This window comes from Stappia sp., from assembly GCF_040110915.1.
Classification (GTDB): Bacteria; Pseudomonadota; Alphaproteobacteria; order Rhizobiales; family Stappiaceae; genus Stappia.
This window is the reverse complement of sequence record NZ_CP157793.1, coordinates 1,058,201-1,076,109: the sequence shown is the minus strand read 5'-3', so window position 1 is coordinate 1,076,109 and position 17,909 is coordinate 1,058,201. Positions and strand designations below refer to the sequence as shown.

16 protein-coding genes are annotated in these 17,909 nt (G+C 68.4%); 14 read left to right on the top strand and 2 right to left on the bottom strand.

Annotation, left to right across the window (positions count from 1 at the left end; all coding sequences use genetic code 11):
* Positions 1–161: 161 nt before the first annotated feature.
* The 7 genes from ABL312_RS04735 (at position 162) to ABL312_RS04705 (ending at position 8,968) form a co-directional block, all read left to right on the top strand.
* Complete coding sequence (locus ABL312_RS04735; RefSeq protein WP_349360222.1) at positions 162–1,202, top strand: cysteine synthase A; 1,041 nt, start codon at positions 162–164, stop codon at positions 1,200–1,202.
* 11 nt (positions 1,203–1,213) lie between these two features.
* Positions 1,214–2,665, top strand: coding sequence for a cardiolipin synthase (gene cls / locus ABL312_RS04730; RefSeq protein ID WP_349360221.1), 1,452 nt, complete (start codon positions 1,214–1,216; stop codon positions 2,663–2,665).
* Between the two features lie 161 nt (positions 2,666–2,826).
* A complete protein-coding gene (locus ABL312_RS04725; protein WP_349360220.1) occupies positions 2,827–3,543 on the top strand; it encodes an alanyl-tRNA editing protein in 717 nt (238 codons plus the stop codon).
* 52 nt (positions 3,544–3,595) lie between these two features.
* On the top strand, positions 3,596–4,441 hold the full coding sequence (sseA, locus tag ABL312_RS04720) for a 3-mercaptopyruvate sulfurtransferase (protein WP_349360219.1): 846 nt from the start codon (positions 3,596–3,598) through the stop codon (positions 4,439–4,441).
* 246 nt (positions 4,442–4,687) lie between these two features.
* A complete protein-coding gene (locus tag ABL312_RS04715) occupies positions 4,688–6,358 on the top strand; it encodes a formate--tetrahydrofolate ligase (RefSeq protein ID WP_349360218.1) in 1,671 nt (556 codons plus the stop codon).
* Positions 6,359–6,675: 317 nt separating this feature from the next.
* Positions 6,676–7,263: a hypothetical protein gene (locus tag ABL312_RS04710; protein WP_349360217.1), complete on the top strand. Its 588-nt coding sequence runs from the start codon at positions 6,676–6,678 to the stop codon at positions 7,261–7,263.
* Between the two features lie 16 nt (positions 7,264–7,279).
* Positions 7,280–8,968 carry a methyl-accepting chemotaxis protein gene (locus ABL312_RS04705; protein WP_349360216.1) on the top strand — a complete coding sequence of 563 codons (1,689 nt, stop codon included), beginning with the start codon at positions 7,280–7,282 and terminating at the stop codon, positions 8,966–8,968.
* 24 nt (positions 8,969–8,992) lie between these two features.
* On the opposite strand, the gene ABL312_RS04700 is transcribed toward ABL312_RS04705, so the two are convergent.
* On the bottom strand, positions 8,993–10,111 hold the full coding sequence (locus ABL312_RS04700; protein ID WP_349360215.1) for a methylglyoxal synthase: 1,119 nt from the start codon (positions 10,109–10,111) through the stop codon (positions 8,993–8,995).
* A 175-nt stretch (positions 10,112–10,286) separates the two neighbouring features.
* On the opposite strand from ABL312_RS04700, the gene ABL312_RS04695 reads away from it, so the two are divergent.
* The 7 genes from ABL312_RS04695 (at position 10,287) to ABL312_RS04665 (ending at position 16,904) form a co-directional block, all read left to right on the top strand.
* Positions 10,287–10,994 carry a B12-binding domain-containing protein gene (locus ABL312_RS04695; RefSeq protein WP_349360214.1) on the top strand — a complete coding sequence of 236 codons (708 nt, stop codon included), beginning with the start codon at positions 10,287–10,289 and terminating at the stop codon, positions 10,992–10,994.
* 3 nt (positions 10,995–10,997) lie between these two features.
* The gene (locus ABL312_RS04690) at positions 10,998–11,687 is read left to right on the top strand and encodes a DUF1638 domain-containing protein (RefSeq protein ID WP_349360213.1); all 690 of its coding nucleotides are present in this window, start codon (positions 10,998–11,000) and stop codon (positions 11,685–11,687) included.
* 103 nt (positions 11,688–11,790) lie between these two features.
* Positions 11,791–12,426: a type B chloramphenicol O-acetyltransferase gene (gene catB / locus ABL312_RS04685; protein WP_349361345.1), complete on the top strand. Its 636-nt coding sequence runs from the start codon at positions 11,791–11,793 to the stop codon at positions 12,424–12,426.
* A gap of 280 nt (positions 12,427–12,706) precedes the next feature.
* Positions 12,707–13,006: a virulence factor gene (locus ABL312_RS04680; RefSeq protein ID WP_349360212.1), complete on the top strand. Its 300-nt coding sequence runs from the start codon at positions 12,707–12,709 to the stop codon at positions 13,004–13,006.
* Positions 13,003–13,899, top strand: coding sequence for a methylenetetrahydrofolate reductase (locus ABL312_RS04675; RefSeq protein WP_349360211.1), 897 nt, complete (start codon positions 13,003–13,005; stop codon positions 13,897–13,899). Before ABL312_RS04680 ends, ABL312_RS04675 begins: the two co-directional genes overlap by 4 nt.
* Positions 13,896–14,849 (top strand): methyltetrahydrofolate cobalamin methyltransferase, encoded by a 954-nt coding sequence (locus tag ABL312_RS04670; protein ID WP_349360210.1) that lies wholly within the window; start codon positions 13,896–13,898, stop codon positions 14,847–14,849. The genes ABL312_RS04675 and ABL312_RS04670 overlap by 4 nt, the downstream gene beginning before the upstream one ends.
* Before the next feature lie 15 nt (positions 14,850–14,864).
* Positions 14,865–16,904 (top strand): ASKHA domain-containing protein, encoded by a 2,040-nt coding sequence (locus ABL312_RS04665; protein WP_349360209.1) that lies wholly within the window; start codon positions 14,865–14,867, stop codon positions 16,902–16,904.
* A gap of 42 nt (positions 16,905–16,946) precedes the next feature.
* Here the strand turns inward: ABL312_RS04665 and ABL312_RS04660 are convergent, their stop codons facing one another.
* The gene (locus ABL312_RS04660; protein ID WP_349360208.1) at positions 16,947–17,858 is read right to left on the bottom strand and encodes a DUF1194 domain-containing protein; all 912 of its coding nucleotides are present in this window, start codon (positions 17,856–17,858) and stop codon (positions 16,947–16,949) included.
* Positions 17,859–17,909 lie beyond the last annotated feature (51 nt).

The following is a 17,909-nucleotide window of genomic DNA, read 5'->3' as shown; positions in this document are numbered from 1 at the left end:
CGCGGCCGCGGTTTTTTCGACCCGCGCAACAGAACAGTCCGACGGAGATTGTCAACGGTTCAAGGCGGATTCGCGCGCGACTTGATGCGCGTCGCGTGCCCGCATACCTTGCGCACACGCCCCGGCCGCGACGGCCGCCCACAACCGGAACATGAAATCCCATGGACATTACACCCTCCGTCATCGATGCGATCGGCAACACGCCGCTCATCCGCCTCAAGCGGGCCTCGGAGCTCACCGGCTGCGAAATCCTCGGCAAGGCGGAGTTTCTCAATCCCGGCCAGTCGGTGAAGGATCGCGCGGCGCTCTTCATCATCCGCGACGCGGTGGCGCGCGGCGCGCTCGCGCCCGGCGGCGTGATCGTGGAAGGCACGGCGGGCAACACCGGCATCGGGCTTGCGCTGGTCGGCAACGCGCTCGGCTACCGTTCGGTGATCGTCATCCCCGAGACGCAGAGCGAGGAAAAGAAGGACATGCTGCGGCTTGCCGGGGCGGAACTCGTGCAGGTGCCGGCAGCGCCCTACAAGAACCCCAACAACTACGTGAAGATCTCCGGCCGCCTCGCCGAGCAGCTGGCCAGGAGCGAGCCGAACGGCGCGGTCTGGGCGAACCAGTTCGACAATGTCGCCAACCGGCAGGCGCATATCGAGACCACCGGCCCGGAAATCTGGCGCCAGACGGACGGCAAGATCGACGGCTTCATCTGCGCCGTAGGCTCCGGCGGCACGCTGGCCGGCGTCGGCATGGCGCTCAAGGAGCGCAACGCCGACGTCAAGATCGGCCTCGCCGACCCGATGGGCGCCGCCCTCTTCCACTATTACGCCCACGGCGAACTCAAGGCGGAAGGCTCGTCCATCACCGAAGGCATCGGCCAGGGCCGAATCACCGCCAACCTGGAAAACGCCCCCGTCGACATGCCCTTCCAGATCCCGGACGCGGAGGCGCTGCCGATCGTCTTCGATCTGCTGGAGCACGAGGGCCTGTGCCTCGGCGCCTCCTCGGGCGTCAATGTCGCCGGCGCGATCCGCATGGCGCGCGAGCTCGGCCCCGGGCACACCATCGTCACCATCCTGTGCGACTACGGCACGCGCTATCAGTCGAAGCTGTTCAACCCGGACTTCCTGCGCTCGAAGGATCTGCCCGTGCCGGCCTGGCTGGAGCGCAAGAGCGACATCGAGATCCCCTTCGAGCCGAGCGAATAGGACCGGGGGCGATGATGCGCGACGTCGACCTGGTCGAGACCTTCCTGGCCAACCTGCCGATCATCGCCGCCTTCACGCTCGCCCTTTACACGCTGTCGGCCGTCTGCGCGGTGCGCGAGGTGTTCAACTCGCGCACCTCGCAAGGGTCGATCGCCTGGCTGCTGTCGCTTCTCTTCCTGCCCTTCCCGACCGCCTTTCTCTATCTGGTCTTCGGCTGGAAGCGCTTCGAGGACTATGTCGAGGTGCGCGGCTTCGCCGGCCGCGCAACGCGGGCGGAGCGGGCCCGCGATCTCGGACTGGTCGACGCGAAGACCAGCACCACCTGGCCGGTGCTCACCCGCATCGCCCAGATCCCCTTTCTGAAGGGCAACACGGCCGAGGTCCTGGTCGACGGGGTGGATACGTTCGACTCCCTGCTTGCCGGCATCTCCGGCGCCCGGCACGAGATCCTCGCGCAGTTCTTCATCATCCATGACGACCGGATCGGCCGCGATTTCGCAGAGGCGCTGATGGAGCGCGCCCGCGCCGGCGTGCGCGTGTATCTGCTCTACGACGACGTCGGCAGCAAGAGCCTGCCGCGCGCCTATCTGCGGCGGCTCAGGGCGGCGGGCGTGCGCGTCGCCGGTTTCAACCAGCGCCACAAGTGGCTCCGGATCACCGGGCCGATGCGGCTCAACTACCGCAATCACCGCAAGAACGTCATCGTCGACGGCACCTCCGCCTGGGTCGGCGGGCACAACGTGGGCGACGAATACCTCGGCCGCTCGGCGACCTTCGGACACTGGCGCGACACGCATGTGCGGGTCGACGGCCCCGCCGCGACCGCCTGCGCGCTGGCCTTCGGCGAGGACTGGCACTGGGCGACCGGCACGCCGATCCGCCCCCACCTGCCCGATCCCATCCCCCAGCCCGGCGACGAGCCGGTGCTGGTGATGCCGACCGGCCCGGCCGACACCTTCGAGGATTGCGGCATCGCCTTTTCCGAGATCATCGCGCGGGCCCGCAAGCGGCTGTGGATCGTCAGCCCCTATTTCGTGCCCGAACAGGCGATGCAGACCGCGCTGCTCGCCGCGTCCATGCGCGGCGTCGACGTGCGCATCCTGCTGCCCGAGAAGGCCGATCACCGGCTCGTCTGGCTGGCGAGCTACGCCCATGCCGACGACATGGTGGCCAACGGCATCCGCGTCTATCGCTACACCTCCGGCTTCCTGCACCAGAAGGTCGTGCTGGTCGACGACGCGCTCGCCGGCATCGGCACGGTCAATTTCGACGCCCGCTCCTTCCGCATCAACTTCGAGATCACGCTGTGGTTCACCCATGCCCGCACGATCGGCGCGGTGAGCGACATGCTGGAGCGCGATTTCGCGAATGCCCAGGACACAGACCCGAACGATCTCGACCAGCGCTCGCTCGCCTTCCGCTTCGTCGCGCAGGCCGCACGGCTGTTCTCCCCGATCCTGTGACCGCCCCCGAGCTACGGGTCGGCGGGCGCACGGGCCGGCGGGCGCACGGGCCGGCGGGCGCACGCCGGCGGAAGCGTTTGATAGCCGGTCTGTTTCGGCTAGGCTGTCGCCGACCATGGAATCGGACCGGCGCTCGACCCGGTCAGGGCGTGAGGATCTCGATGACGGACCTGCTTTTTCGCGACGACGCCTATCTGCGCAGCTGCGAGGCGACGGTGACCGGCGTCAACGAGCGCGGCGGCATCCTGCTCGACCGCACCGTGTTCTACGCGACCGGCGGCGGCCAGCCCGGCGACAGCGGCCATATGGAGCGCGCCGACGGCAGCGAGATCGCCATCGCCACCGCCGTCTACGGCGAGGATCGCGCTTCAATCGTGCATGTTCCGGCGGAGGGCTCGGCCCTGCCCGAGGTGGGCGAAAAGATCGTGCTGCATCTCGACTGGGCCCGGCGCTACCGGCTGATGCGGGTGCACACCGCGCTGCATCTTCTGTCCGTGGTGCTGCCGTTTCCCGTCACCGGCGGCCAGATCTCCGAGGGCGAGGGCCGGCTCGATTTCGACATTCCCGAAGCGACCCTCGACAAGGAGGAGATCGCCGAGAAGGTCAACGCCATCGCCGCCGGCGATCACGCCGTCACCGCCGAATGGATCACCGACGCGGAGCTTGAGGCCAAGCCCGATCTGGTCAAGACCATGAGCGTCAAGCCGCCGATGGGGTCGGGGCGCGTCCGGCTGATCCGCATCGGCGCGGATGTGGACCTGCAGCCCTGCGGCGGGACGCATGTGAGCCGCACCTCCGAGATCGGCCCGCTCGCCGTCACCAAGATCGAAAAGAAGGGCCGGCAGAACCGCCGCGTCCGCATCCGCCTCGCCGACTGACCGCCCAAGCCCTTCCCTGCCCCGCGTTCCGCATTCATCCGGAGATCCGTTCATGTCCGTTTCCCCGCTCGTCTCCACCGACTGGCTCGCCGACAAGCTCGCCTCGCCCGACGTCGTCGTGGTGAATGCCTGGCTGCCGCCGGTCGGCGCGCCCGACACGGCGCCGGAGTATCGGGACAAGCACATCCCCGGCGCGATCTTCTTCGACGTCGATGCGATCAGCGATCCGGCCAGCGACCTGCCGCACATGCTGCCGCCCACCCATGTGTTCTCCTCGAAGATGCGCAGGCTCGGCATCGGCGACGGCCAGACCATCGTCGTCTATGACGGCATGGGCATGTATTCGGCGGCCCGCGTGTGGTGGACCTTCCGCGCCATGGGCGTGACCCGGGTCTTCGTGCTCGACGGCGGGCTGCCGAAGTGGGAGGCAGAGGGCCGGCCGCTGGAGGACATGCCCCCGGTGCCGCGCGGCGAGCGCCACTTCAGCGCCCGGCTCGATCACGGGCTGGTCGCCGACCGCGCCAAGGTCGCGCGCGTGCTGGAGGCCGGCGGCCAGGTGCTCGACGCGCGTTCGCGCGGGCGCTTCGCCGGCACGGAGGACGAGCCGCGTCCGGGGCTGAAGCGCGGTCACATGCCGGGCGCGAAGAACCTGCCCTTCCCCGATCTTCTGGAAGACGACGGCCGGCTCAAGTCCCCCGAGGATCTCGCCCGCGCCTTCGACGCCGCCGGCATCGACCGCAGCCAGCCCGTGGTGACCACCTGCGGATCGGGCGTCACCGCCGCGATCCTGACGCTGGCGCTCGCCGTTCTGGGGCACGACAAGGCGCCCGTCTACGACGGCTCCTGGACGGAATGGGGCGGACGCGACGACACGCCGATCGCCAAAGGCGAGGCCTGAGGCCGGCACGCGGCAACGGGCAGGCAACGCTTGCGCGCGCGCGAAAACCGGGCGTGCCGAGCGATGCGCCGCATCGATCGATCGATAAGCGGCGTCGATTACAGGACAAGCGGGCGTCGCAATCGCGTCATCCCCGGCGCGGTGCCTTGTCTAGCCTCGCCGAGAAAGTGAACCATCGCACCGCCGGACGAACCGGCCGGGCAAAATCCGGTCGGGCCAGACCCGGCCGGCACAAGGGAGTGGGACATGGCCAGCGACATCGAGATCGCCCGCGCGGCAACAACCCGTCCGATCACCGAGATCGGCGAAAGGCTCGGCATTCCGGCCGAGGCGCTCGACAGCTACGGGTCGACCAAGGCCAAGGTGCGCTCCGACTTCATCAAGGGGCTCTCGGACCGCCCCGACGGCAAGCTCGTGCTGGTCACCGCCATCAATCCGACGCCGGCCGGGGAAGGCAAGACGACGACCACGGTCGGCCTCGGCGACGGGCTCAACCGCATCGGCAAGAAGGCGGCGATCTGCCTGCGCGAACCCTCGCTCGGGCCCTGTTTCGGCATGAAGGGGGGCGCGGCCGGCGGCGGCCATGCGCAGGTCGTGCCGATGGAGGACATCAACCTCCATTTCACCGGCGACTTCCACGCGATCACCTCGGCGCACAATCTGCTCTCCGCGCTGATCGACAATCACGTCTACTGGGGCAATGCGCTTGGCCTCGACGTGCGCCGCATCACCTGGCGCCGCGTCATGGACATGAACGACCGGGCGCTGCGCGAGATCGTCTCCTCGCTCGGCGGGGTGGCGAACGGCTTTCCGCGCGAGGCCGGCTTCGACATCACCGTCGCCTCCGAGATCATGGCGATCCTTTGCCTGGCGCGCGATCTGGAGGATCTGCAGGCGCGGCTCGGCGACATCGTCGTCGGCTATCGTCGCGACAAGACCGCCGTGACCGCGCGCGATCTGGAGGCCGACGGCGCCATGACCGTGCTGCTGAAGGAGGCGATGCAGCCCAACCTCGTGCAGACGCTTGAGAACAATCCCGCCTTCATCCACGGCGGCCCCTTTGCCAACATCGCCCATGGCTGCAACTCGGTGGTCGCCACGAAGACCGCGCTGAAGCTCGCCGACTACGTGGTGACCGAAGCCGGTTTCGGCGCCGACCTCGGCGCGGAAAAATTCTTCGACATCAAGTGCCGCAAGGCGGGGCTGGCGCCCTCGGCGGCCGTGATCGTCGCCACCATCCGCGCGCTGAAGATGAACGGCGGCGTCGGCAAGGACGATCTCGGCGCGGAGAATGTCGCCGCGCTGAAGAAGGGCTGTGCCAATCTCGGCCGGCACATCGAGAACGTGAAGCAGTTCGGCGTGCCGGTCGTGGTCGCCATCAACCACTTCGTCTCCGACACGGACGCGGAGGTGGAGGCCATCCGGGACTACGCGAAGGAACAGGGCGTGGAGGCGATCCTGTGCCAGCACTGGGCGAAGGGCTCCGAGGGCACCGTGGCGCTGGCGCACAAGGTGGTGGAGCTCGTCGAGCACGACAGCGCGCAATTCGCCCCGCTCTACGAGGACGACATGCCGCTGTTCGAGAAGATCCAGACGGTGGCGCGGCGCATCTATCGCGCCGACGAGGCGGTCGCGGACAAGGCGGTGCGCGACCAGTTGCACCGCTGGGAGGCCGACGGCTTCGGCGCCCTGCCGGTGTGCATGGCCAAGACGCAGTATTCCTTCTCGACCGACCCGAACCTGCGCGGCGCGCCAACGGGCCATGTCGTACCGGTCCGCGAGGTGCGCCTGTCGGCGGGCGCCGGCTTCATTGTCGCGATCTGCGGAGAGATCATGACCATGCCCGGCCTGCCCAAGGTGCCGTCCGCGAATCACATCCGTCTCGATTCGCAGGGCCGTATCGACGGGTTGTTCTGAAGTTTCCGAAGCACGTTTTTCGCGAAGGGCGCCGGACGGCGCCCTTTTTGCATTCCGACCGGCGAAGTCCTTGCAGGCCTGCGTTGCACGGGACCAGTGCACGCAGTTGCCAGGCCGTGCGCGCGTCTGCGCTGCGGCCGAACACAACCGGCCACACGAGAAGGTCAAATCGTACTACAAATATTTATACATAATATTTCATATAATAATACAATGATATGAAATTTTTTTACTTTATTTATTAGTCATTAATTCAGTCGGTTGCATATTTTAAATACTGCATCAAATAAAGGGGAAGAGTTATGCAGCGCCTATTATTGGTTGCACTGATCGTCTGCGGTGCTCCGCCGGCCCTGGCCGAGGGCACGCCGCCAGATCCGCGTGCGCTGATCACGCCCGAGATCGTCTCGCAGGTGCGCGGCTGGCTGTCCAATCCGATCGTCCCCCTGTCGATCAAGGCGCAGAACGCGGCGCGCGGCAATCTCACCCAGGCCGAGATCGACGCGCTCGACACGCAGTGGCGCACGGAGCGCGAGGCGGACGACAAGCCGCTGATCTCCGCCACCCTGTCGGCGCCGCTGTCGATCTACCTGCTGCGCGTGCAGGCGCATGCCCTGGGGCTCTACCCCGAGATCTTCGTGATGGACGCCAACGGGCTCAATGTCGGCCAGAGCGCGATCACCGGCGACTACTGGCAGGGCGACGAGGCGAAGTTCCAGAAGACCTTCCCGAACGGCCCGGACGCCGTTTTCATCGACGATCCCGAGTGGGAGGACGAGCGCGGCATCTGGCGGGCGCAGCTCAATCTGTCGCTGCCCGATCCCGACACCGGCCGCACGATCGGCGCCGCCACGGTCGAATTCAATCTCACCGAGCTGATGCGTCGCGCGTCCTTCGGCTCCTGAGGCATCGAGGTTTTTCATGTTGCAGAATCTTCCCGTCAGCGCGAAGGCCGCAGGTGCCTTCTTCGCCCTCGCTCTCGTCGGCGCCGTATCGGGCGGGGTCGCGGCCCTCAACTCGTCGAATGCGCTTGGCGAGGTCGAGCGCGCGAACACGCTCGCCCAGCTCAACGCGGAGACCCGCGACCTGGACGGCCAGATCGTCGAGCAGGCGCTCACGCTGAAGACCTTTCTCCTGACCGGCAACCGCGACTGGCTCGCCACCTCGCAGGAGCAGGGCCGCGCCATCGCCGCCGGCTTCGACACGCTGAGCGGCACCGTCGGCGAGGTCCTTCCCGCGGAACGTCAGCGGCTGAGCGACCTGCGCGCGGCGTGGACCGCCTGGAGCCGGCAGATCGCGCAGCGGCAGATCGAGAACATGCGTCGCCCGGAGACGGTCGATCTGGCCCGCGCCATCGAGATCACGCCGCCGGCGACCGAGCTGTTCCAGGCGGTGCGCGCCGAAGCCGCCGCCTTCTCCGCCGCCATCGCCTCGGCCCGTGCCGCGTCGATCGAGAAGCAGAACGCCGCCCTCGGCCTCGTGCAGACGGTCGCGCTTGCAAGTGCCGCCCTGATCACGACGCTTGCGGTGCTGTTGGGGCTGTTCAATCACGTGCTGGTCTCCCGTCCGCTCGGGCGCCTGTACCGCGTCACCGAGCGGCTCGCCGAAGGCGACACGGATCAGGAGATCGGCTTTGAAGGACGCCGCGACGAGATCGGCGCCATGGCCGGCGCGCTCGGCGTGTTCCGCAACAACCTGATCCGCACCCGCGAGCTGGAGCGCGAGACGGAGGATCAGCGCGCCGACGCCGAGCGGATCAAGCGCGCGGAAATGGAGAGCGTGGCGGCGGAATTCGAGGGCACCGTGATGTCGATCTCGGGTGAGATGCTCGCCATGCTGGACGACCTCAACGCCGCCGCGACGCAACTCTCGGACATTGCCAATGGCACCAACGAACAGTCGATCTCGGTGTCCGCGGCCGCCGAACAGGCGACGACGAACGTCAACACGGTGGCCAGCGCCACGGAGGAGCTGTCCGCCTCCATCCGCGCGATCACCGATCAGGTGACCTCCACCGCCGACATCACCAGTCGCACCGAAGCGGAGGTCGGACGCTCCTCGGAGGCCGTCGCGACGGTGCAGCAGGTGGTCGCGCGCATCGGCGACGTCACCAAGCTGATCACCGACATCGCGGAGCAGACGAACCTTCTCGCCCTCAACGCCACCATAGAGGCGGCGCGGGCCGGCGAGGCCGGCAAGGGCTTCGCGGTCGTCGCCTCGGAGGTGAAGGCGCTCGCCGAGCAGACCTCCAAGGCCACGGAACAGATCGACCGCCACATCGCCGACATGCGGGCGGCCGCCGATGCCTCGACCGACGCCTCGGACAGCGTCGCCGGGCTGGTGCGCGAGATCGCGACCACGACCGACGCCATGGCGAGCGCCGCGCAGGAGCAGAACGTCGCCACGACGGAGATCGCTCGCAGCGTCTCGGAGGCCGCGCAAGGGACGGCGAGCGTGTCCGCCTCCATCGCCCGCGTCAGCGAGGGCGCCGGCGAGACCGGCCGGCTCAGCGACACGACCCGCGCCGCGGTGGACCAGCTCCACGCCCGCGCGACGCGGATGCAGGACGCCATGCGGGATTTTCTCACCAAGGTCCGTCAGGCGGCCTAACCGTAGTCGGATCCGGCCGCAGGATCACGGGCGGGGCTTCGGCTCCGCCCGTGGCGTTTCCAGAAACGCCTCGCGTGGCGCCTCAAGACTGGCGCTGACGACGAGATCGGCCGCCGCCGGCGAGCAGGCCATCGGCGTGTCGTGCAAGATGGCAAGCCGGGTTAGCGCGATCAGATCGACGTCGCTTGCATGGTGGCCGTGCGGATCGGCGAAGAAGATCACCGCATCGAGTTCGCCGGTCGCGATCAACGCGCCGAGCTGCTGGTCGCCGCCATGCGATCCGCGCTGCAGGCGCTGGATGGACAATCCCGGCACGCTCTCCATCAGCATCGCCCCCGTGCCGCCGGTGGAGATCAGCGTCTGACGCTTCAGGATTTCCGCGTGCCGCGCGACCCAGGCCTTAAGATGCGCCTTGCGCGCGTTATGCGCGACGAGCGCCAGCCGGCGCGGCGCGGTGGAGCGCCGGCGTGCGGACAGCGTCAGCGCCAGGATCGCGCGCACCTGATCAGCAAGCCCCGCACCCGGCGCGGCGAACTGGCCCTGAAAGGCCGCCGTGCCCACCGTGAACCCGGCCGCGCCGGCTTCCGCCACCGCCTCGATCCGGTCCGGCCGGTCGATGCTGCCGGCCATGATCACCGGCTTGTCGACGGTCTCGCACACGCGGCGCATCAGCGCCGGCACGTCGCCGGCGAAGCGATAGGCGAGCAGATCGAGACCGTGCACGCTCTCCAGATCCGTCAGCCGCCGGGCGCTCTCCGCAATCGTATCGATGGAGCCGGCGAGTACGCTCGGGTGACCGACAATGTCGCCGGCGAAGGGATAGTAGCGCACCGGATGGGCCTTGAGCAGCGGCGCGACCGCATCGGGGCGCGTGCCGCCGAGCAGGCAGTCGACCTCCAGGTCGATCGCCGCGCGGGCCGAGCGCAGTTCGCTGTCCTCGTCGAGACTGACGACCTCGAGATAGGCGCGCCCGCCGGCCTCGCGGATCGCGCGCGCCAGCCCCTTCAGCTCGTCGAAGGCAAGGCCCACGTCCTTGAAGCCGATGTGCCGCGCGCCGCCGGCCAGCACCTCCTCCAGCCGGCGGCGGGCGTCGGAAATCGTGCGGTCGTCCTCGGTCAGCATGAAGATGAAATCGAAGGCCATCCGCGTCCGCTCCGTTGTGAAAACGCCTGTCCGGGCAGGGGCCAGGCGTGCGCGCTGCGCCGTCCTGTCGCACCAGCGACCGCGCGTGTCGCATGTGGGATACCGGCGCGGGCGCGCGCGCCCCACAGTCGGTCTTGTTAAGTACACCAAATCCCTTGCTCGCGGGGAACGGCACATGTCGGAAGAAGAAGATCTCGATCTCAGGTCGCTGTCGGACGAAGAGCTCGTCGAGCAGATGCATGACGATCTCTACGACGGGCTCAAGGACGAGATCGTCGAGGGCGTCGAGATCCTGCTGGAACGCGGCTGGACGCCCTACAAGATCCTCACCGACGCCCTCGTCGAAGGCATGCGGATCGTCGGCGTCGACTTTCGCGACGGCATTCTCTTCGTTCCCGAAGTGCTGATGTCGGCCAACGCCATGAAGGCCGGCATGGGCCTGCTGCGCCCGCTGCTCGCCGAGACCGGCGCGCCCAAGGTCGGCAAGATGGTCATCGGCACGGTCAAGGGCGACATTCACGACATCGGCAAGAACCTCGTCTCTATGATGATGGAGGGCGCGGGCTTCGAGGTGATCGACATCGGCATCAACAATCCGGTCGAGAACTACCTCGCCGCGCTGGAGGAGCACAAGCCGGACATTCTCGGCATGTCGGCGCTGCTGACCACCACCATGCCCTACATGAAGGTGGTCATCGACGCGATGGTCGAAAAGGGCATCCGCGACGACTACATCGTCATGGTGGGCGGCGCGCCGCTCAACGAGGAATTCGGCCAGGCGATCGGCGCCGACGCCTACGGGCGCGACGCGGCCGTGACGGTGGAGCTCGCCACGGACCTGATCGCGCGCCGGCACAACCAGCTCGCCGCCCGCGCAGGCTAGGCCATGACCGCGCCGGCGACGGGGTCGGGGGCGCAAATGGGGGCGCACACGGGAGCGTTGGCCGGGCAAGCGGCCACGCCCGCCGGCACGCCGCACGTGCCGGGCGATGCCGCCGCCCGCGTGCTTGTTATCGCCTGCGGCGCGCTCGCCAACGAGATCCTCGCCATCACCCGCCAGCACGGGCTGACCCACGTCGCGCTGCAATGCCTGCCGGCGCAGCTTCACAACCGTCCGGAAAAGATCCCCGAGGCCGTGCGGCGCGCGATCCATGTCGCCCGCCCGCACTATGGCCGCATTCTCGTCGGCTATGGCGATTGCGGCACCGGCGGACTGCTCGACAAGGTGCTGGCGGAGGAAGGGGTCGCCCGGCTCGACGGCGCGCATTGCTATGCCTTCTTCGCGGGTCTGGACGTCTTCGACGCGGAGGCCGAGGCCGAGCCCGGCACCTTCTACCTCACCGATTTCCTCGCCCGGCACTTCGACAGTCTCGTGTGGCGCCCGCTCGGGCTCGACACGCATCCGGAACTGCGCGACGCCTATTTCGGCAACTACACGCGCCTGCTCTATCTGGTGCAGGTGCCGGATGAGGGTCTGGAGGCGCGTGCCCGCGCCGCCGCCGAGCGGCTTGGCCTCGCCTATGCCCGGCGCGTCACCGGCTACGGTCTTCTTCAGGACCGCCTCGCCGACCTTTGACACGCGCCACGTCAAGGGGCCGGGTTGCGCGCATCGTCTTGCGGCCGCGTCCGATCCGTGCTTGTCGGGTCGCCACACAGGCCACCGATTCATGAGGCAAGACGTGCAGAATTTCTTCGAGAGCCCGTTCAAGGGCGTGCCGCTCGACCGGCAGGTGACCAATCCCAACATCCGCGTCGGCCGTTTCAGCTATTACTCGGGCTACTATCACGGCCATTCCTTCGACGACTGCGCGCGCTACCTGATGCCCGATCGCGACGATGTTGACCGACTGATCGTCGGCAGCTTCTGCTCCATCGGCAGCGGCGCGGCGTTCATGATGGCGGGCAATCAGGGGCACCGCGCCGACTGGGTCTCGACCTTTCCCTTCTTCTACGCCGGCGAGGGGGAGACCTTTGCCAAGGCGGTCGACGGCTATCGCCCGGCCGGCGACACGGTCATCGGCAACGACGTGTGGATCGGCTCCGAGGCGCTGATCCTGCCCGGCATCACCATCGGCGACGGCGCCATGATCGGCGCGCGCGCCGTGGTGACCAAGCCGGTCGAGCCCTATGCCGTCGTCGCGGGCAACCCGGCGCGCCAGATCCGCAAGCGCTTCGGCGACGCCGACATCGCCCGCCTGCTCGAAATGCGCTGGTGGGACTGGCCGCTGGAGCGGATCGAGGCGGAGATGGCGGCCTTGTGCGCCTCCGACATCGCGGGGCTGCATGCCCGCTGGGTCGCCGACGGCCGGCCCTGAGAGCACCCGGGCCCACAATCGAAGGCGGATCCCCTCGCCCGCCCGCCCCCCGCCGTGCCGCACCGGGCGCGCCCTGCGCCCGGCATGTGGCCCTTGCAAGAAGAATGTGCCGTTCTATTCGACGCGATACACGGGGGCTGCCGCCCAATACTGGCACCCCAAGTGAAACGCCGTTTCGCCCCTGTCGTTTTCGCGATTGCGCGTGTCGTGTGTGCACCGATGAACACGGGGCACGCAGGCATCATGCCCCCATCAGGATCGCACGGGTGGAGGCGGACCGGTGGCGCAGAAGACCATCGTTTACTGGCGGGACATTCCCGCCCAGGTGCTCGTCAAGGCGGGGCGCAAAACCGCGCGGCGCGAGCTGCCGGAGCGCTTCATCCAGGCCATCGACCGCTGCGCCATGACCATCGGCGCCAGGGACAGCGACGCCTATCTCGCCGAGTGGCGTCGCGGCGATCCCGAATCCGTGGGCGAGGATCTCGAGGGCGAGGCGGACGCCGCGCTTGCCGAGCTCGACACGGCTTACCCCAACGAGCGGCTCAAGGCGCTCATCGACACCGGAGGGCACGCGACATGACCGATCCCCGGCTGAACGCCCAAGGCCGTTTCGCCGCCTCGACCGAGGTGTCGCCGCGCCAGGCGCTCGACAAACCCGAAGCGCTGGCGCCGGTGCCGAAACTCACCCGCGTCTATCTCACCGACCTCGGCAACGTGGGCGAGGACGACATCGTGCGCGCCGCCCGCGTCATCCATGACATGGGGCTCGTTCCCGTGCCGCATATGGCCGCGCGCCGCTACCCGAGCCTCGAGGCGTTCGAACGCCGCCTGCGCCGCCTCGTCGGCGAGGCGGGGGTGCGCGAGGTGCTGGCGATTGCCGGAGAGGCGGACACGCCCGGGCCGCTTGCCTCCTCGCTGGCGCTGCTGGAAACTGGGCTGTTCGACGAGATGGGCATCGAGCGCATCGCGGTCGCGGGCCATCCCGAAGGCGCGCCTGAGATCCCGACCGACACGATCCGCGCCTTTCTGATGCGCAAGCACGAGCTGGCCGCGCAAAGCGACGCGCATTTCCACATCGTCACGCAGTTCGGCTTCGACCCGCAGCGCGTCAACCTGTGGCTCGACGAGATCGCGTCCTGGGGCAACCGCTTTCCGGTTCACATCGGCATCGCCGGGCCGGCCAAGATGACGACGCTCGTGAAATACGCCGCCTTCGCCGGCGTCGAGAACTCGCTCGCCTTCCTCAGGAAGCGCGGCGGCGCGGTGGTCTCCATGCTGTCGGGCTACGACCCGGAAACCATGGTCGGCCCGCTGGAAGCACGTATCGAGGTGCGCCCGCACACGCAGCTCGAGCAGATCCACGTCTTTCCCTTCGGCGGGCTGAAGAAGACCTCCGAATGGCTGTTGCAGCGCGGGAGCTGGTCGTTTCAGCCCGCCCCCGAGCGCCCGTACCCTGCGGAGTTAGCGCAATGACACGCACAATCGTGGCCTCGGCCACCAAGGAAATCATCATCGGCTTCGATCAACCCTTCTGCGTGATCGGCGAGCGCATCAATCCGACCGGGCGCAAGAAGCTCGCCGCCGAGATGATCGCCGGCGATTTCTCCACCGTGGAAAAGGACGCGCTGGCGCAGGCCGCCGCCGGGGCCACCATGCTCGACGTCAACGCCGGCGTGACGGCGGTCAACCCGAACGAGACCGAACCGCCGCTGCTGGTCAAGACGCTGGAGATCGTCCAGGGCCTGACCGACCTGCCGCTGTCCATCGACAGTTCCGTCACGGCGGCGATCGAGGCCGGTCTGAAGGTCGCCAAGGGCCGGCCGCTGGTGAACTCGGTCACCGGCGAGGAGGAAAAGCTCGAGGCGATCCTGCCGCTCATCAAGAAGTACAATGTGCCGGTCGTCGCCATTTCCAACGACGAGACGGGCATCTCGGAAGATCCGGACGTGCGCTTCGCGGTGGCGAAGAAGATCGTCGAGCGCGCCGCCGACTACGGCATTCCCGCCCATGACATCGTCGTCGATCCGCTCGTTATGCCGATCGGCGCCATGGGCACGGCGGGCCAGCAGGTGTTCGCGCTTCTGCGCCGGCTGCGCGAGGAGCTCAAGGTCAACACCACCTGCGGGTTGTCCAACATCTCCTTCGGCCTGCCGCACCGCCACGGCATCAACGCCGCCTTCATCCCGATGGTGATCGCCGCCGGCATGACCAGCGCCATCATGAACCCCTGCCGGCCGCAGGAAATGGAGGCGGTGCGCGGCGCCAACGTGCTGACCGGCGCCGACCCCAACTGCAGCGAATGGATCATGACCTATCGCGACCACAAGCCGGGTGCGGCAGCCGCCTCCCCCGCCCCGACGGCCGGCGACGGCGGCGGGCGCCGGCGCGGCGGCCGCGAGGGCCGGCGGCGCGCCAGCGCCTGACACGCGGGACCGGCGATGAGCACATCCGGCGAGACCGCAAGGGTCGTCTTTCAGCCGAGCGGACGGCGGGGCGAATTTCCGCTCGGCACGCCGCTGCTCGATGCCGCGCGCGCGCTCGGCGTCTATGTGGAATCGGTGTGCGGCGGGCGCGGGATCTGCGGCCGCTGCCAGATCTCGGTTTCCGAAGGCGCCTTCGCCAAGGAGAAGCTGACGAGTTCCGCCGAGCATCTCGGTCCGGTGACGGATGCGGAAGCGCGCTACGTCGAGCTGCGCGGGCTTTCCGCCGACCGGCGTCTGTCCTGTCAGGCGACGATCCTCGGCGACATGGTGGTCGACGTGCCGACCGACGCCCAGACCAACCGGCAGGTGGTGCGCAAGCGCGCGGAAGCGGTAAAGGTGCCCGCCGACAGCGCGGTGCGGCTCGTCACAGTCTCCGTCGCCGAACCGGACATGGACATGCCGCTTGGCGACGCCGACCGGCTGCTTGAGGCGCTGATGGCCGAGACGGGCCTCGCCGGCCTCACGCTGGACTTTCCGTTGATCTCGCGCGTGCAGTCGATCCTGCGCGCGGGCCACTGGACGGTCACCGCCGCGATCTGGCAGGACGACGCGCGGCCGGCCGAGGTCATCGCGCTGTGGCCGGGCGAGAAACGCAGCGCCTACGGGCTTGCCGTCGACATCGGCTCCACCACCATCGCGGCGCATCTGTGCGACCTGACGAACGGGCGCACCGTCACCTCGGCCGGCACGTCGAACCCGCAGATCCGCTTCGGCGAGGATCTGATGTCGCGGGTCTCCTATGTGCAGATGAACCCGGAGCGGCTGCCGGAGCTGATCTCCACGGTGCGCGCGGCCATCGACGCGCTGGTCGGCAAGCTCGTCGCCGACGTGGGGGCAGAACGCAGCGACGTTCTGGACGCCGTCTTCGTCGGCAATCCGATCATGCATCATCTCTTCCTCGGCACCGATCCGACGGAACTGGGCGGCGCGCCCTTCGCGCTCGCCGTCTCCGGCGCGGTGCATGCGCGCGCCCGCGATCTGGATCTCGAACTCAATCCCGGCGCGCGGGTCTACATGCTGCCCTGCATCGCGGGGCATGTGGGGGCCGATGCGGCGGCCGCGACGCTCTCCACCCGTCCCTTCGAGGCCGACGCGCTGACGCTCGTCGTCGATATCGGCACCAACGCGGAAATCGTGCTCGGCACCCGCGAGCGGCTGCTGGCGGCAAGCTCCCCCACGGGGCCGGCCTTCGAGGGCGCGGAAATCTCCTGCGGCCAGCGCGCCGCGCCCGGCGCCATCGAGCGCATCCGCATCGATCCCGAAACGCTGGAACCGCGCTACAAGGTCATCGGGCTGGACGAATGGTCCGACGATCCCGCCTTCGCCGACAAGAAGGATCAGGTCGGCGTCACCGGCATCTGCGGGTCCGGCATCATCGAGGCGGTGGCGGAGCTTTATCTGGCCGGCGTCATCACCGAGGACGGGCTGATCGACGGGTCGCTCGCGACGCGCTCGCCGCGCATCGTGCAAAAGGGGCGCACCTACGCCTATGTGGTCGCCGAGGACGGCATCGAGCTCACCATCCGGCAGACCGACATTCGCGCCATCCAGCTCGCCAAGGCCGCGCTCTATGCCGGCGTCAAGCTGCTGCTCGACAAGCTCGGCAATCCGGAGATCGCCCGCATTCGCCTGGCCGGCGCCTTCGGCAGCTACATCGACACGAAATACGCGATGATCCTCGGTCTCATTCCCGATTGCGATCTGGACGAGGTGTCGGGCGTGGGCAATGCCGCCGGCACGGGCGCGCGCATGGCGCTGATCAACCGCGGCGAACGGCGCACCATCGAGCGCGTGGTGCGCGACATCGAGAAGATCGAGACGGCGCTGGAGCCGAAGTTCCAGGAGCACTTCGTCCACGCCATGGCGCTGCCGAACAAGATCGACCCCTTCCCGCGCCTGCGCGCCGCCGTGCCGCTGCCGGACCCGAAGACGGGCGACGAGACGTCGCCGGATGCGGAGGCCGGCGGGCGCCGCCGGCGGCGACGGCGCGCGTGACGGGTCCTTTCCCGGAACAAGGACGCAGCATGGACCGACGTCTCAGGGGTTCGGGCCCTGAAACTGCCAGCCGCGCTGCCGCCAGAGCTTTTCGCCGACCAGACAGTCGTAGGGCTCCGGCTGCTGGAACTGTACCGGAATCACGCGCGGTTCAGGCACGGGCGCGGTGCCGATTTCCAGCACCAGCTTGCGGCGCACGGCTTCCGGGAACTGGTCCCAGCCGTTGACCGGGATCATGAAGCTGCCCGGACCGCCGATCACGCAGCGGCGGTAATAGGTGTCGAGATCGGGAATGGAGAACCAGGAGGCGAAGCCGTCCTCGGTCATCAGCGGCAGGCCGTTGATGGTGATTCCCTGCGCGATCGCCGCGTCGCGGGCCTGGGTCACGGGCAGACCCTGGTTGTTCGGGCCGTCGCCGGACACATCGATCACCCGGCGTTCGGCCGTATAGGGCAGCGCGTCGAGCAGGCGCATGCCCTGCGCGATGGCGCCGGAAATCGAGGTGCGGGTCGCGCCCGCGTCGGAGCGCTGCAGCAGCCGGTCGGCCACCGCTTGCGCATCCGCCGGCGTCGCGACAATCGTCCAGCCGACGATTTCCCGCACGTGGAAGTCGGCCGCCCACTCGAACAGGGTGAGCGCGATCCGCCCGGGCGCCCCCTGCCCAATGGCCCGCATCACCTCCGGGCTGGTGATCGCCTCGGCATAGCCGCGCCGCTGGATGCGGATCTCGTCCGGCGACATGGAGCGCGACACATCGACGGCGAGCACCAGCGCCACATCGACATAGTCTCCGGCCCGAAAATCGGCGGCCAGGAAATCGGCGGTCTGAGAATCGACGGTCTGAAAATCGCTGGTCCGCGCTCCGCCGCGCTCCAGCGCGACGGCCGGCGCGTGGAGGCAAAGGCCCACCACGAGCGACAGGATCAGACTCCGGGCGGATACGATCGCGGACATCCCCCAAGGGTAGCCGAAGCGAGCGCAAACGTCAGGCCGAATTGACGCTGC

What these genes read in the sequence shown, in the direction of transcription:
- ABL312_RS04705 (WP_349360216.1), top strand. Translation starts at nt 7,280, where the DNA reads ATGTTGCAGAATCTTCCCGTCAGCGCGAAGGCCGCAGGTGCCTTCTTC.
- ABL312_RS04665 (WP_349360209.1), top strand. Translation starts at nt 14,865, where the DNA reads ATGAGCACATCCGGCGAGACCGCAAGGGTCGTCTTTCAGCCGAGCGGA.
- ABL312_RS04735 (WP_349360222.1), top strand. Translation starts at nt 162, where the DNA reads ATGGACATTACACCCTCCGTCATCGATGCGATCGGCAACACGCCGCTC.
- ABL312_RS04695 (WP_349360214.1), top strand. Translation starts at nt 10,287, where the DNA reads ATGTCGGAAGAAGAAGATCTCGATCTCAGGTCGCTGTCGGACGAAGAG.
- ABL312_RS04690 (WP_349360213.1), top strand. Translation starts at nt 10,998, where the DNA reads ATGACCGCGCCGGCGACGGGGTCGGGGGCGCAAATGGGGGCGCACACG.
- ABL312_RS04670 (WP_349360210.1), top strand. Translation starts at nt 13,896, where the DNA reads ATGACACGCACAATCGTGGCCTCGGCCACCAAGGAAATCATCATCGGC.
- ABL312_RS04700 (WP_349360215.1), bottom strand. Translation starts at nt 10,111, where the DNA reads ATGGCCTTCGATTTCATCTTCATGCTGACCGAGGACGACCGCACGATT.
- ABL312_RS04675 (WP_349360211.1), top strand. Translation starts at nt 13,003, where the DNA reads ATGACCGATCCCCGGCTGAACGCCCAAGGCCGTTTCGCCGCCTCGACC.
- ABL312_RS04660 (WP_349360208.1), bottom strand. Translation starts at nt 17,858, where the DNA reads ATGTCCGCGATCGTATCCGCCCGGAGTCTGATCCTGTCGCTCGTGGTG.
- cls (WP_349360221.1), top strand. Translation starts at nt 1,214, where the DNA reads ATGATGCGCGACGTCGACCTGGTCGAGACCTTCCTGGCCAACCTGCCG.
- ABL312_RS04725 (WP_349360220.1), top strand. Translation starts at nt 2,827, where the DNA reads ATGACGGACCTGCTTTTTCGCGACGACGCCTATCTGCGCAGCTGCGAG.
- sseA (WP_349360219.1), top strand. Translation starts at nt 3,596, where the DNA reads ATGTCCGTTTCCCCGCTCGTCTCCACCGACTGGCTCGCCGACAAGCTC.
- ABL312_RS04715 (WP_349360218.1), top strand. Translation starts at nt 4,688, where the DNA reads ATGGCCAGCGACATCGAGATCGCCCGCGCGGCAACAACCCGTCCGATC.